General features: G+C 67.9%; 11 protein-coding genes. 6 read left to right on the plus strand and 5 right to left on the minus strand.

Translation table 11 applies throughout. The features are described from left to right. Window positions 1-226: 226 nt before the first annotated feature. Window positions 227-1,204 (plus strand): Bug family tripartite tricarboxylate transporter substrate binding protein, encoded by a 978-nt coding sequence (locus ACQW02_RS13185; RefSeq protein ID WP_431285697.1) that lies wholly within the window; start codon window positions 227-229, stop codon window positions 1,202-1,204. 156 nt (window positions 1,205-1,360) lie between these two features. Here the strand turns inward: ACQW02_RS13185 and ACQW02_RS13190 are convergent, their stop codons facing one another. The 5 genes from ACQW02_RS13190 to ACQW02_RS13210 form a co-directional block, all read right to left on the minus strand. Further along, window positions 1,361-2,809, minus strand: coding sequence for an MmgE/PrpD family protein (locus ACQW02_RS13190; protein ID WP_431285698.1), 1,449 nt, complete (start codon window positions 2,807-2,809; stop codon window positions 1,361-1,363). Between the two features lie 11 nt (window positions 2,810-2,820). Then, a complete protein-coding gene (gene tcuA / locus ACQW02_RS13195) occupies window positions 2,821-4,320 on the minus strand; it encodes an FAD-dependent tricarballylate dehydrogenase TcuA (protein WP_431285699.1) in 1,500 nt (499 codons plus the stop codon). 32 nt (window positions 4,321-4,352) lie between these two features. Next, window positions 4,353-5,021 carry a GntR family transcriptional regulator gene (locus tag ACQW02_RS13200; protein ID WP_431285700.1) on the minus strand — a complete coding sequence of 223 codons (669 nt, stop codon included), beginning with the start codon at window positions 5,019-5,021 and terminating at the stop codon, window positions 4,353-4,355. A gap of 82 nt (window positions 5,022-5,103) precedes the next feature. Then, window positions 5,104-6,447 carry an MmgE/PrpD family protein gene (locus ACQW02_RS13205; RefSeq protein ID WP_431285701.1) on the minus strand — a complete coding sequence of 448 codons (1,344 nt, stop codon included), beginning with the start codon at window positions 6,445-6,447 and terminating at the stop codon, window positions 5,104-5,106. Beyond that, window positions 6,444-7,583: a 2-methylaconitate cis-trans isomerase PrpF family protein gene (locus tag ACQW02_RS13210; RefSeq protein WP_431285702.1), complete on the minus strand. Its 1,140-nt coding sequence runs from the start codon at window positions 7,581-7,583 to the stop codon at window positions 6,444-6,446. Before ACQW02_RS13210 ends, ACQW02_RS13205 begins: the two co-directional genes overlap by 4 nt. Window positions 7,584-7,726: 143 nt before the next feature. On the opposite strand from ACQW02_RS13210, the gene ACQW02_RS13215 reads away from it, so the two are divergent. The 5 genes from ACQW02_RS13215 to ACQW02_RS13235 are packed head-to-tail and all read left to right on the plus strand — an operon-like array spanning window position 7,727 to window position 13,261. After that, the gene (locus ACQW02_RS13215; RefSeq protein ID WP_431285703.1) at window positions 7,727-8,767 is read left to right on the plus strand and encodes an ABC transporter substrate-binding protein; all 1,041 of its coding nucleotides are present in this window, start codon (window positions 7,727-7,729) and stop codon (window positions 8,765-8,767) included. A gap of 5 nt (window positions 8,768-8,772) precedes the next feature. Next, on the plus strand, window positions 8,773-10,497 hold the full coding sequence (locus tag ACQW02_RS13220; protein WP_431285704.1) for an ABC transporter permease: 1,725 nt from the start codon (window positions 8,773-8,775) through the stop codon (window positions 10,495-10,497). A 12-nt stretch (window positions 10,498-10,509) separates the two neighbouring features. Further along, a complete protein-coding gene (locus ACQW02_RS13225) occupies window positions 10,510-11,580 on the plus strand; it encodes an ABC transporter ATP-binding protein (RefSeq protein WP_431285705.1) in 1,071 nt (356 codons plus the stop codon). After that, entirely contained in the window at window positions 11,577-12,950 is a 1,374-nt protein-coding gene (locus tag ACQW02_RS13230; RefSeq protein ID WP_431285706.1) for an acyclic terpene utilization AtuA family protein, read from the plus strand. Before ACQW02_RS13225 ends, ACQW02_RS13230 begins: the two co-directional genes overlap by 4 nt. Continuing rightward, the gene (locus ACQW02_RS13235; protein WP_431285707.1) at window positions 12,950-13,261 is read left to right on the plus strand and encodes a DUF4387 domain-containing protein; all 312 of its coding nucleotides are present in this window, start codon (window positions 12,950-12,952) and stop codon (window positions 13,259-13,261) included. The genes ACQW02_RS13230 and ACQW02_RS13235 overlap by 1 nt, the downstream gene beginning before the upstream one ends. The last annotated feature ends 8 nt before the right edge of the window (window positions 13,262-13,269 follow it).

Raw genomic sequence — 13,269 nt, forward strand, 5'->3', positions numbered from 1 at the left:
CATTGCCTCAGCGGGCATCTTCACCCGCCCCGGCAATGTCTTGACATTATAGCATACCCCCCCGAGCGTGCCCTGACGACGCGGCATGGCGTTGGTTGGGCAAGCACGGCGAAGACCGCGCGGGCGCGGCACACGGGTTGGACCAATCGTGAACGGGTGATCTTTCGATGTTGAGCTTGAATCGACGCAACCTGCGGTCGGCGACCTCCTGGCGCAGGCGCGCCGCATGATGCGGCCCCCGCGTCTTTTCCGCCGGGCCCTTCTGCTGGGTGCCCCCTTGCTGGCAGCACCTTCGCTGGTACGGGCGCAGGGGTTCCCCTCGCGTCCCGTCAGGATGCTCGTCGGCTTCGCGCCAGGCGGCGCCGCCGATACCGTGGCGCGGTTGATCGCCCCCGCCATGGGCGCCGCCCTCGGCCAGCCGGTGATCGTGGAGAACCGCAGCGGTGCCAGCGGCACCACGGCCGCGGCGGCGGTGGCGAGTGCGGCGCCGGACGGGCAGACCATCCTGCTCTCCACGCTGACGCATGCCTCCAACCCGCATCTCTTCACCGGCCTGCCCTTCGACTACGCAACGGCCTTCGCGCCCGTCAGCCTGGTGGTGCTCTTCCCCACCGTGCTCGCGGTGAAGAAGGATTTCCCCACGGCGGATATGGCGGCCTTCCTGGCGCTGGCACGCAGCCGGCCCGAGCCCATCACCTATGGCACGCCCGGCAATGCCACGGCGCAGCACATGGCGGGCGAGTTGCTGCAGCAGCGCACGGGCATCAAGCTCGAACACGTGCCCTATCGCGGTGGCGCGGATGCGGCGCGCGACCTGGCGGCGGGGGTGATCGAGGCCTCCTTCAACTCGGTCGGCAGCCTGGCGCCGGCCTTTGCCACGGGCGCGCGACCGCTGGTGGCGGTGACGGCGCAGCGAATCCCGAGCCTGCCGAATGTTCCGACCGGCGCCGAGGCCGGGATTTCCGACTTCGTCCTGAGCGACATTTGCGGCGTCTTCGCCCCGGCGGGCACGCCGACGGCCAGCCTGGAGAAGCTGCACCAGGCAATCCTGGCCGCGCTGCGGACGGATGAGGTCCAGGCCCGGATCCAGGCCCTGTCCGCGCAGGGTGTCGGCAGCACCCCGGCCGCGTTCGCGGCCTTCATGCAGGCGGAGAGCGCGCGTCTTGGCGGGCTGATCCGCGTGGCAGGAATTTCCTTGTCCTGAGGTGCGGCGGGGTGGGCGCGACCCCGCCGCGTTCATCCCGCCACCCTTCGCCAACCGCCGCGGCATCCACATGTGATGCGTCGTGACATGGCCTTCCTGGATAGACGGCACTGGCCCATCGCGCCGCGAGATAGGGCCGATGACGACGACCTGCGATCAGGGCACCCAGCTTGTTTCCAGCGGCGTGCCCTGGCGCTCGACCTCGGAAAAACGCGGACTGGCACCCTCCCCCGCCGGTGCCTGCTTTTCCATCAGCGACGTCACCCCACGCAGGTCGGCGACCTCCTCCAGCGATTCCAGCCGGTCGAACAGCGGCGCCACCTTGTCATGCGCGATGCCGCGGCCGGCGCAATCGCTGAATTTTTGCCACAACTCGCTTGAGGTCATGGGATTGTCGCCCCCGCGACCGACCATCTGGTTCACCCGGCGGGACACGACGCGGCCGTCCTTGAGCGTGACGATGACCTCGGCCCCCCATTGGTCGGCGCCATCGCGCGGCATGTCCGGGTGCGCGCGTGCACTGGTCAGCGCGAGCAGCGCCTGGGCCGCCGGGTCCAGCGCGGCGCTGCCCTCGAAATCGGCCAGTCGGGGCGTGCCGGTCAGCAGCGCGCGGACAACGGCGTATTGCACGCTGAACTTCGCACCGAGCGGCGTGGTCGGCGCCGGATTGTCGGTATGCGGCAGGCGGCGCGCATGCGGCAAAATCTCGATGCGCGCGACCTTCTCAGCGGTGACGCCTTCCTCCTTCACCAGCCGCAGCATCATGGCGATCGCGGGATGCGTGCTCCCGCAACAGGGGAATTGCTTCAACGCGATGCCCGGCGCCTCGACCTCCCAGGGCTTGCCCCAGTCGGCGAAGATCTTTGCCGCATCATGCTGACCAACGCCGTTGTAGACATCGAGGAAGCCTTGGTGATGCTCCATCACATCGGTATTGGCTTCATAGCCCTGCTCGGCCATCAGCGCCGCCAACAGGCCGTCGCGGGCGCAATGCCCGACATGGAACGGCTTGGTCATGGTGCCGAAATTCGCCTTCAGCCCCGACGCCATGGAGGCCGCGAGCGACAGCGCGATCGCCGTCTTGCGTTCATCCAAGCCCAGCATATGCGCGCAGGCCGCCGCGGCGCCGAAGACGCCCATGGTCGATGTCGGGTGCCAGCCCTTGTCGTAGTGGACGAAGTTCACGGCACGGGCCAGGCGGATCATGACCTCCATGCCCACGACATAGCCCAGCACCAGCCGCATGCCCGACAGGCCGCGTTCCTCCGCCAGCGCGAACAGCGGCGCCACCAGCGGCACCGACTGATGGCCACCAAGATCCCCGCTGAAGTCATCGTAGTCGAGCGCATGGCTCGCCGTGCCGTTGATCAGCGACGCATCCAGCGCGGAGGTCCGGCGCCCCGTGCCGAAGACCAGCGAAACCCCCGGCGCCGTCGCGACCCCGGGCGTGCGCAGCAGGATCTGCGTGCAGGGTTCCGGCACGCCCGCCAGGGTGACGCCGATCGTGTCCAGGATGCAGGTGCGTGCCTGCTTCAGTGAACGCGGCGTCAGGTCGCGCCTGGTGAAGGCGCAGATCCGCGCCGCCAGCTCCGTGTTGATGCTCATGGCCGCCTCCCCTACGCCGCGGCGGTGGCGGTGGCCGTGGCGGCGCAACGGCCAGCGATGCGGCCAAAGGTCGCACCCGCCACCAGCCCCGTGCCCGCCGGATAGTTGTCGTAGAACAATCCGCCGATCATCTCGCCACAGGCATAAAGCCCCGCGATGGGGCGCCAGTCGGTGCCGATCACCTCGGCCCGCTCATTCACGCGCAACCCACCGAAGGTGAAGGTGATGCCGCCCGTCGCGCTGTAGGCGTAGAAGGGCCCGACCTCCAGCCGCAGCGCCCAGTTGGTCTTCTCCAGTTCCAACCCGCGCGTCGAAAGCCCGTCCTTGCGCGACGGGTCGTAGCCTTCATCCATGCCACGCGCGGCGGCGTTGAAGGCTGCGATCGTCGCCAGGGCCTGCTTCTTGTCGTCGATGTCGAGCTGGCCGATCAATTCCTCGATCGTATCCGCCACCACCGGCTTGCTGGTGGAATAGCGTGGCTCCAGCAAATGTAGCGAGCGACTGTCAAAGATCTGCCAGGCCTTGGCACCAGGCTGCGCCAGGATCGCGCGGCCGAACTTGGCATAGGTGAAGAGCGCGCCATCCTCGCCCTCGTCCACGAAGCGCTTGCCGGCCTTGTTGAGCATCACCGAATAGGGATAGCTCAGCCGGTTGCTGCGGTCGGTCAGTTCACGCGGGGCGAAATCGCCCCAGTCGGCGCTGATCGGCGTCGCATGGCAGCCGCTCCACTGCCCCCAGGGCATCGCATGGATCGCCATCGCCATCCGCAACCCGTCGCCCTGGTTGTGCGGCGTGCCGCGCACCTTGGCGGCCCCCACCAGCGGGCCGATGTGCTGCGTGCGCATCTGCACATTCGCCTCGAACCCGCCACAGCCCAACACCACCGCGTCGCCGGACACCTCGGTCACACCGTCATCGTCACGGACCTTCACGCCGCAGACGCGGCCACGCTCGTCCTGCACCAATGAGGTGACCGCCGAGCCATAGCGGATTTCGATCCCCATCTCCTCGGCGGTGGCGAACCAACTGCGTGAAAGACCGACGCCCTCATGCTCGGCGCGGATCACCAGGCCCCGGGCCCAGACCAGCTTGTTGTCCTTGCGCACGGCCGAAAGTGTGGTCGCCGGCTCCATCTTGATGCGGCCGACCTTGTTCATCCAGAAGACCGTCTCCTTGGAATTGTCGACCAGCATGTTCGACAGCACGGGGTCGGTGCGGCCACTGGTGACGCGCATCAGGTCGCCGTGGAAATCCTTGCGCGTGTAGGGCTCGATGCCGGCGTAGAATTCCTCGAAATCAGTCTCGGCATTGGGGACCAGGGGCTCGATCTCACGCGGGTCGTCGAAAGCGAAGCGCAGCACGCCGCCGCTCCAATGCGTATTGCCGCCGCGCATGCTGCGGGGTGCCTTTTCCAGCACCAGCACGCGTTCGGCACCGTTTTCACGGGCCGAGACCGCGGCGGCCATGGCGGCATTGCCGGCACCGACGACGATGACATCGTAATGGGTCATTTTTGTTTTTCCCCCCCAAACTCTGGTTCGGTTCAGCGTCCGCGCATGGCCTTGCGTAATGGAAAGGCATTGCGCACATGCGCGCGGCTTTCGGCCTCGGCCACGACAGGGTCGCGTCGTTCAATCGCATCGACGATCCGGCGATGCTCCGCCCGCGCCTGTTCCCGCCGTGCCGGGTCGGCCAGCGTGGTCGGGCCCAGCAAGGTCACGGCGTCGTGCAGCGCCGCCACGCTTTTCAGCAAGAAGCGGTTATGCGCCGCGGCATACAGGGCGTCATGGAAGGCACGGTTCAGCAGTTGCAGCGTCGGTGCATCATTGGGTGCTGCTTCTTCATCGACCAGAAGCGCGCGCAGAAGGGAGATATCGCGCGGATTGGCGTAATGCGCCGCAAGGTTCGCCGCTGTGCCCTCCAGCGCCACCCGCGTTTCATACAATTCAACCACGGCGGCATCATCGAGGTCGGCGACAGCCAGCCCGGTGCGCGGCAGTGTCTCCAGCAGCCCCTCCGCCTGGAGCCGCGACAGGGCCTCGCGGATCGGAGTGCGGCTGACCTGGAGCATGGAGGACAATTCCTGCTCACGCAGACGCTGCCCGCGCGTCAGCCGTCCCTCCATGATCTCCCGGCGCAGTGCGGCATAGGCGAAATCGCCGGCCGAGGCGTAGTTGCCCCGCTGCACGGTCGCGGCCCGGTCGTGGCTCATCGCCGGGCCCGGGAATGGGGTGGAGTCCACATCATGCTAAAGTTTGTATACATGTGTATCCCAAATACGCAAGCGGCGGCGGTCACCCCATCGCCTCCAGCAACGCCAGCACCTGGGCGGCGCTGAAGCCGGCGACCCCCGCCGCCGCCGCGTCCAGCCCCTCACCCAGGCAATCCCGCCACTTGGCGTGCAGCACCGCCTGGTCCACCGGGCGCCCCCAGATGCCGGGCGGCCCATCGCAGAGCCCATGCAGCACGCGCCCATCCGCCAATGTCACCGCGATATCGACGCGCATGCGGTCGAACCGTCCCTCCCGCCCCGGATCGGGGATGACGGTGACCTTGTCGAGCAGCGCCACCATGTCGGGCGCGAAGCGGCGCGCATCGGAAAAACTAGCGACGCCGACATGCCCATCCAGCAGCGCCGCGGCGGCGGTGTATTGCAGGCTGAACTTGCCAGCCAATCCAGTCGCCGGCAGCGGCCGGTCGACATAGGCCATGGCCGGGGCGGTAATGGCGACGGCCACGATCCGCGTGCTGCCGTCCCACCCCTCACGCGCCGACTTCGCTGCCGTGATCACGAAATGCGTGCCATATTGGCTGGGATAGAGTTTGAACGCCGGGCCAGGATGGGCGATGTGCCAGTCGGCCGGTTCGGTCAGCGCTTCGGGCCGAAACCCCGCGCCGCTGAACGCAGCGCCCCAGCCGCGCGGCCCGCCGATGGCATCGGCATCGGCGGTGAATCCGCGTCCCGCCAGCAGCGCCGCCTCCAGCCCCGCCGCCGCCGCATCGCCGCAGTGCAGGCATTTGGTCATGCTGCCGACATTGCCGATCAGGCCGCCGGCGCGGGACGCGGCGATGCCCATGGCCTGGGCCAGCGCGGGCGCCGCCAGCCGCAGCAGGATGCCGCAGCCCGCAGCACTGCCGATGGCACCGACCATGCCCGGCGGGTGGAACAGCAGCAGCCCCGGCTCGAACTGGCCCGAGGCCAGGCGGAGCCGCGCCTGCGCCTCGATCGCCACCGCCAGGGCCAGCAGGATGCGGGCCCCATCGGGAGCGGGGCCGCCGGCGCGGGCCAGTTTTTCCGACAGCGCCAGCAACGCCGGCAGGCTGGTGGACAGGGCGTGGTTCGCCGGGTTCCACATCGGTTCGAAGTCGAGCACGTGCATCGCCGCACCATTCACCCGGGCGGCGGCGGCGGCAGGCAGGCGGGTCGGCCGGCCTTGGGCAAACACCGTCGCCTCGGCGGCGCCGCCGGCCTCGGCGGCAAGCGCCGTCAGCAGACGCGGCGCCGGTTCATGCGCGCCCAGGTGGGCCACCGCCAAACCGTCGCGCAGCAGATCGACAGCAGCGGCCTCGGCCGCCGGGGTCAGCCCGGCGGCGGTCATGCCGAGCAAGGTTTCGGCGAAGGCCTGGGTCGTGCTCACCGGCCACGCACGAGAACGGCGCCCTCGAACAACCGTCGCGCCGTGCGGTAGAGCACCGCCTGGCGGCAAACCCACCCGTTGCCATCAGGCTCCACGACCGCATCGGCGACGGTGACGCCGGAGGCATGGCCAATGCGGATGCTGCCCACAGGAGTCCCCGCCGCTTCGGCCACAAGGCTGCCAGGGATCCGGCTGGCGACGCCCAGGCACAGCGCCCCCGTCGCCGGCACGGCGCGATGCGCCTGGCCCATCGACAGCATGCGGACGTTCAGATCGACCGCGGATGTGCCGAGGATGCGTCCGGACAGCAGCGTGGCCTCGCGGGGCGGCGCCACCATCGCGATCCGCGGCATGGCGGGCCGGCGCCGGGCAGCGATGGGATCCTTCGCCAATCCCATGGCGACGGCGGCGGCGCAGCGGATCGCTTCAAGCCGTGCGTGGAGAGCAATGTCGTCATCCAGCGCCTGCGGCAGTTCCGCCCCTGTCATCCCCACATCGGCGGCGCGGATGAAGACGCCGGGGCTGGCGGCATCGACGATGGACGCCTCGATGCGGCCAAAGGCCTCGCCTTCCAGCCAATCCCGCGCTCGTCCGGTGGGCAGCAGCGCGCCGGTGCGGGCGCCGCCGGGGTCCATGAACTCCAGCCGGATCGGCGCGCCGCTGCCGCCGACGCCATCCAGTGTCATGCTGCCATCGACCAGCGCCTCCCCCCCCTCCGCGGCGAAGCGCGAGACGATGATCCGGCCGGCATTGGTGTCGTGGATGCGCACCGCGACCTCGCCATCGATGGCCGGCACCATCCCCTCGTCGAGCGCGAAGGGACCGATCGCCGAGGACATGTTGCCGCAGCTGCCGGAGTAGTCGACCAAAGCCTCCCGCACCGAGACCTGGGCAAAAGTGTAGTCCACATCAGCATCGGACCGGCTAGGCGGGCCGATGACGCAGACCTTGGACAGTGACGACACGCCACCGCCCATGCCATCGAGCTGACGGCCATTCGGGTCGGGTGAGCCCAGCGCGGCCAGGAAAATCGGATCCCACTCCGCGCGGTCGGCCGGCAGGTCGGATCGTTTGAACATGACCGCGCGGGAGGTGCCGCCCCGCATGAACACAGCCGGAATGCGCCGTTGCCGCATGTTGTTCCCCCCGCGCCGTCCAAGCCACTGGACGCATTTATGGATACCGTTGTATGCAGAACTCGTCCGCAGCACCAGTCGTCTTCTGGCCAGCGGACGGCGCACACCCGAACGGGGCGCGTCGATCATGGGAGGGAGGTTCCATGGATCACCACACACGGCGCAGCCTCATGGCTGCGGGACTCGCAGGGCTCAGCCTGTCGGCCACAGCCCAAGCCCAGCAGGCGGCCAACTGGCCAGACGTCGTCGCGGCGGCCCGGCGGGAAGGCAAGCTGATCTTCTACAACAACCTGCAACCGAACGGCATCGAGCCGTTGCTGCAGTTGTTCCGCGAGGCCAATCCCGGGATCCGCACCGAATACATCCGCCTGGGCAGCGGCCCCTTGATCGAACGCTTCCAGACCGAGTTCAACGCGAACCGCAACATCGCCGATGTGCTGCTGACATTTCCCGACGAACGCTTCGACCAAGGCCTGGCCCAGGGCTGGGCGCAGCGCTGGACGCCGCCGGAGTTGTCGCATTTCGACCCTTCCGTGGTGCGGGCAGGCGCCGCCTTCGCGCTGCAGCAATCGCGCGAATGCATCATCTGGAACAAGGGCCTCGTCCGCGACGCCGATGCGCCGAAGGAATGGGAAGACCTGATGGACCCCAAGTGGCGGGGCCGCGTCGGCATGAACCCGCCCTGGCGATCTGTCGCGGTGCAGCAGATTGTCGCCTACTGGGAAGACATCGGCATCCGCGATGCGGCGGAACGGATGAAGGCCAACCAGGTCCGCTTCTTCGAAGGCTCGGGCGGCATCATCCAGGCCGTGGTCCGCGGCGATGTGCGCGTCGCGCACCTGACGGACCTGCCGCTGAACCCGATGCTCGATGACGATGCACCGATCGGCTATGTCTACCCGGCCTCCGGCACCACCCTCTCCTCCGGCTACATCATCGCGGCCGCCAGGGCGTCGAGCCCGAACGCGGCGAAGGTGCTGGTCAACTGGCTGATGACGGCACCCGGCCAGGTTGCGCTGCAACGCCTGTGCGGCCTGCCGGTGACGCGGATCGGCGCGCCGCCGCTGTCGAGGATCCCCGCGACCTCGGCCCTGCCCAGGGTGGTGGATGGCGAGTCCATCCTGACTCCTGAACGCCAGTCCCGCATGATCAGCCACTGGCGCACCGTCTTCGGGATCCGCTGATCATCATGGATGGCACCACGATGGCGGCGACGCGGCCGAAGCCGCGCCGCCGCGCGGCGTCCGAGCGCGTCCTGCAGGGTCTCTACCTCGCGACATTCGCTATCGTGTTGGCGCTGGTGCTGCTGCCGATCTCTGCCCTGCTCTACGGCAGTTTCCGCACCAGTGCGCCGGGTGAGGCTGTCGGCGAATGGACCCTTCGGAACTACGTGAACCTCGCGTCCGACGGGGTGCTGAATTCGATCTGGACGACGCTCTGGATCGGTTTCCTGTCCGCCGCCCTGTGCATCGTCATCGGCACCGCCCTGGCCCTTGTGGTGCACCGGACCGACTTCCGCTGGCCGAAGACGATGACGACGCTGATCGGCCTCGCCTTCTATTTCCCGTCCTTCATCGTCGCCATGGCCTGGATCATCATGGGATCGCCCGGCGGCATCGTGAATGCGATCCTCGGCGACCTGCTGGGCTTTGGTGATTGGCTGCGCGTCGATATCTATTCCGCCATCGGCATCGTGTTCGTCAGCGTGCTGCACCAGGTGCCCTTCGTCTACCTGACGGTGCGCGGGCCGATCATCCACATGGATGCGACCTATGAAGAAGCGGCCCGCGCCGCTGGCGCCCGCCCCGCGACGGTGATGCGCAAGGTGACGCTGCCGCTGCTCGGCTATTCCATCGCATCGAGTTTCATCCTCGTCTTCGTGCTGTCGATCGAGCAATTCGCGGTACCGGCGCTGATCGGCATTCCCGGCCAGGTGACGATGCTGGCGACGCAGCTCTATCTGCTCGTGCGCTTTTCCCCCGTGGATTACGGGCTGGCGGCAGCGATCGGGCTGACGCTGAGCGCCATCACCGGCGCCGCCATCTGGACCCAGCGGCGCATCACGCGCGCGGGGCGCCTGACGACCGTGACGGGCAAGGCAGGGCGGGTCACGCCGATCCCGCTCGGGCGTTGGCGCTGGGCGGCGAACCTGTTCTGCTTCGGCTTCATCACCCTGGCGCTGCTGCTGCCGATGGTGATCCTCGTCTATACCTCGCTGCTGCGCTGGTTCACCGCCAATCCGCTGGCCGGCATGTACACGTGGCGCAACTACATCTTCATGTGGGAAAGCACTTCCACCTGGGACAGCCTGTGGAACACCATCCTGGTGTCGGGGGTCGGCGCCGCGATTGGCGTCGTGCTCGGGTTGCTGTGCTCCTACTTCGTGTTGCGCTTGCGGCCGAAGGGCCATGCCTGGCTGGATTTTGCCGTGGTCCTGCCCTTTGGCGTTCCAGGGATCGTATTGGGGCTTGGCCTGCTCTGGGCCTATGCCTTCCTGCCACTGCCGCTCTACGGCACCATCGCGGTCATCATCGTGGCCTTCGTCACCCGCTTCCTGCCCTATGCGACCGAAACCGTCGGCGGGCAGATGGTCCAGATCGATCGCAGCCTGGAGGAAGCCGCCTGGGTCGGCGGCGCCAACCGGCTGAAGGCCGCGCACCGCATCATCCTGCCGCTGATCGCGCCATCGGTGCAGGGCGCCTACTTCCTGCTGTTCATGGCCTTTTTCCGGGAAATCTCGGCGGCGATCCTGCTCTACGCGGCGGATACCAAGGTCATCTCCATCTCGATCTGGTCGTTCTTCGAACAGGCGAACTGGGGCCAGGCCAGCGCTTTGTCGGTGGCAGCCACGCTCATCATCTTCGCCATCCTCCTCATCATCGGCTGGCTCGTGCCCGCCGGTCGCCGTTTCTGATCCGGGGCACACATGGGCATTTCCGTCATCGGCCTCAACAAGCGCTATGGCCCGGTCACCGCCATCGGCGGCGTCTCCTTCGACATCGCCGATGGCGAATTCGTCTCGCTGCTCGGCCCCTCCGGCTGCGGCAAGACGACCACCCTGCGCTGCATTGCGGGGCTGGAGGATGCGACGGGTGGCCGCATCTCCATCGGCGGGCGCCTGGTCTCGGCGCCGGAGGAAGGCCTCCTCGTCCCCGCGCATGAACGCCAGATCGGCATGGTATTCCAATCCTATGCCGTCTGGCCGCACATGACCGTGCAGCAGAACGTCGCCTTCCCCCTGTCGGTCCGCGGCGTCCCCACCGCCGCCGCCACGGCGCAGGTGATGGAGGCCTTGACCACCGTGGGCCTCGGCCATCTGGCCGAGCGCCATCCCTCGCAACTCTCGGGCGGGCAGCAGCAGCGTGTGGCACTGGCGCGCGCCATCGTCGGCAAGCCCTCCGTGCTGCTCTTCGACGAACCGCTGTCGAACCTGGACGCGAAGTTGCGCGAGGGCATGCGCGGGGAAATCCACCGCCTGCAACGCCGCCTCGGCATCGCCGCCGTCTATGTCACGCATGACCGCGAGGAAGCGCTGTCGATGTCCGACCGCGTCATCGTGATGGAACAGGGGCGCATCGTGCAGATGGGCACGCCGCGCGACCTGTATCGCCGCCCCAACAGTCGCTTCGTCGCTGATTTCGTCGGCAAGGTCGGCCTCTTCCCGCTGCGTCGTGAGGCCGGTGGCTGGTCGTCCGAAGATGGCACGCGCGTGGTGGTCGGTGACGGTGTCGCAGCCGGCACCACCGCCATCGGCGCGGTGCGGCCGGAAAACATCCGCCTCTATCGCCGTGGCGAAACGGGTCCGGAAGCAAACATGCTCGCCGGCGTGGTCGCCGATGCGCAGTATCTCGGCCCGTTCACCGAGTATGTCGTCGATGTCGCCGGCGCCTCGCTGCGCGCCTTCGCCCAGATGGATCTGTCGCCCGGGGCCGAGGTCACGCTCGGCATCGATCCCGACAACCTGGTCCTGCTACCCGCCACGGAAGCCCACGCATGACCAGGTCAGAGTCCGAAATCCGCCTGCTCTCGACCAGCGCCATCCTGGGCTATGGCTTCCCCGAGGCCTCGCTGGCGGCGGGGATGGCGCGTGCGCCGCACATGATCGGCGTCGATGGCGGCAGTGTTGATCCGGGACCCTACTACCTCGGCGCCGGCCGTCCCTTCTGCTCGGTCATGGCGATCCGCCGCGACCTGCGGCTGATGCTGCGCGCCGCGATCGGCGCGGGCATCCCCATGGTCATCGGCACCTGCGGCGGCAGCGGCGGCGCGCCGCACCTGGCGCTGACCGCCCAGCTCGTGCGCGAGATCGCGCACGAGGAAGGCCTGCATTTCCGCATGGCGTTGATCGAAGCCGAACCCGCGCGCGACGACCTTCTGGCCCGCGCCGCCGCCGGCCGCATCCACCCGCTGGCCGGACTGCCGCCGCTGTCGTCCGAAACCATCCGCAAGGCGACCCGTATCGTCGGCATGATGGGGCCAGAGCCCTTTATCGAGGCATTGGACAATGGCGCCCAAGTGGTCCTGGCCGGCCGCGCCAGCGACCCCGCACCCTGGGTCGCCGCCTGCACCCGCGCCGGCCTGCCGCCCGCCCCCGCCTGGTATGCGGGAAAAATGCTGGAATGCGGCGCAACGCCATCAATCCCAAAGGGCCACGACTGCCTGATGGTGACGGTGCGCGAGGATCATGTGGATTGCGAGCCGATGAACCCCATCCGCCGCTGCACGCCGCTGTCGATCGCCAACCACAGCCTGCATGAGAACAGCAGCCCGATCCATCACATCGAACCTGGCGGGATGCTCGATACCTCCGACTGCCGCTTCGATGCGCTGAGCGACAGGTCGGTGCGGATTTCCGGCATGCGCTGGAACCCCGCATCGCAATACACGGTGAAGTTGGAAGGCGTCGAACTCGCCGGGCACCGCGCGCTCTGCATCTGCGGCACGCGCGACCCGATGCTGATCGACCGCATCGACACCTTCATCGCGGAGGTGCGCGACATCGTGCGCGAAAAAGCCGAAGCCTTCGGGGCGACGCCCGATCGCTACATCCTCACCTTCCGCAAATACGGCCTGGATGGCGTGATGGGCGAACGCGAACCGAAGCGCGATGCGACGCCGCACGAACTCGGCTTCATCATCGAAGTCGTGGCGGGTACGCAGGAGGTGGCGACCGCCGTGCTCGGCATCGCCCGCACCAACATGCTGCACACAGACTTCCCCGGCCGGCTCTGCCGTGAGGGCAATATGGCCTTCCCCTTCTCCCCCTCCGATCTCGAGGCCGGTGCCGTCTATCGCTTCAGCGTGTATCACGTCGCGGAGGTCGATCATCCGCGCGAATTCTTCCCCATCACCTATGAGGAGCTGTGATGGCGCTGATCCGCGACATCGCCCGCGTCTGCAAAAGCAAGAACGCCGGGCCCTTCGAACTGACGGTCGATGTCGTCTTCGACGATCCGGCGCTCTATCGCCGCGTGAAGGACACCGGCGTGCTGAGCGCCGATCTTTTCGCGCGGCTCTACAATGTCAGCGCTAAGTCAGTGATCTTCACGCCCTATGACGCCGCCTCGGCGTTCAAGGCGACCTTCCCGCGCCTGCTTCCATCGGGCGAGATCGGCGACAGCGATGTCTACGGCTGCCAGCAGCATGCGCCGCTGCTGGACGTCGATATTCCACTCTGAAAGGACCG

Source organism: Humitalea sp. 24SJ18S-53 (assembly GCF_050632385.1).
Taxonomy (GTDB): domain Bacteria; phylum Pseudomonadota; class Alphaproteobacteria; order Acetobacterales; family Acetobacteraceae; genus Humitalea.

Bases quoted from the DNA above. Each gene is read 5' to 3' on its own strand.
- ACQW02_RS13185 (WP_431285697.1), top strand. From the start codon at position 227: ATGATGCGGCCCCCGCGTCTTTTCCGCCGGGCCCTTCTGCTGGGTGCC.
- ACQW02_RS13190 (WP_431285698.1), bottom strand. From the start codon at position 2,809: ATGAGCATCAACACGGAGCTGGCGGCGCGGATCTGCGCCTTCACCAGG.
- tcuA (WP_431285699.1), bottom strand. From the start codon at position 4,320: ATGACCCATTACGATGTCATCGTCGTCGGTGCCGGCAATGCCGCCATG.
- ACQW02_RS13200 (WP_431285700.1), bottom strand. From the start codon at position 5,021: ATGAGCCACGACCGGGCCGCGACCGTGCAGCGGGGCAACTACGCCTCG.
- ACQW02_RS13210 (WP_431285702.1), bottom strand. From the start codon at position 7,583: ATGCGGCAACGGCGCATTCCGGCTGTGTTCATGCGGGGCGGCACCTCC.
- ACQW02_RS13215 (WP_431285703.1), top strand. From the start codon at position 7,727: ATGGATCACCACACACGGCGCAGCCTCATGGCTGCGGGACTCGCAGGG.
- ACQW02_RS13220 (WP_431285704.1), top strand. From the start codon at position 8,773: ATGGATGGCACCACGATGGCGGCGACGCGGCCGAAGCCGCGCCGCCGC.
- ACQW02_RS13225 (WP_431285705.1), top strand. From the start codon at position 10,510: ATGGGCATTTCCGTCATCGGCCTCAACAAGCGCTATGGCCCGGTCACC.
- ACQW02_RS13230 (WP_431285706.1), top strand. From the start codon at position 11,577: ATGACCAGGTCAGAGTCCGAAATCCGCCTGCTCTCGACCAGCGCCATC.
- ACQW02_RS13235 (WP_431285707.1), top strand. From the start codon at position 12,950: ATGGCGCTGATCCGCGACATCGCCCGCGTCTGCAAAAGCAAGAACGCC.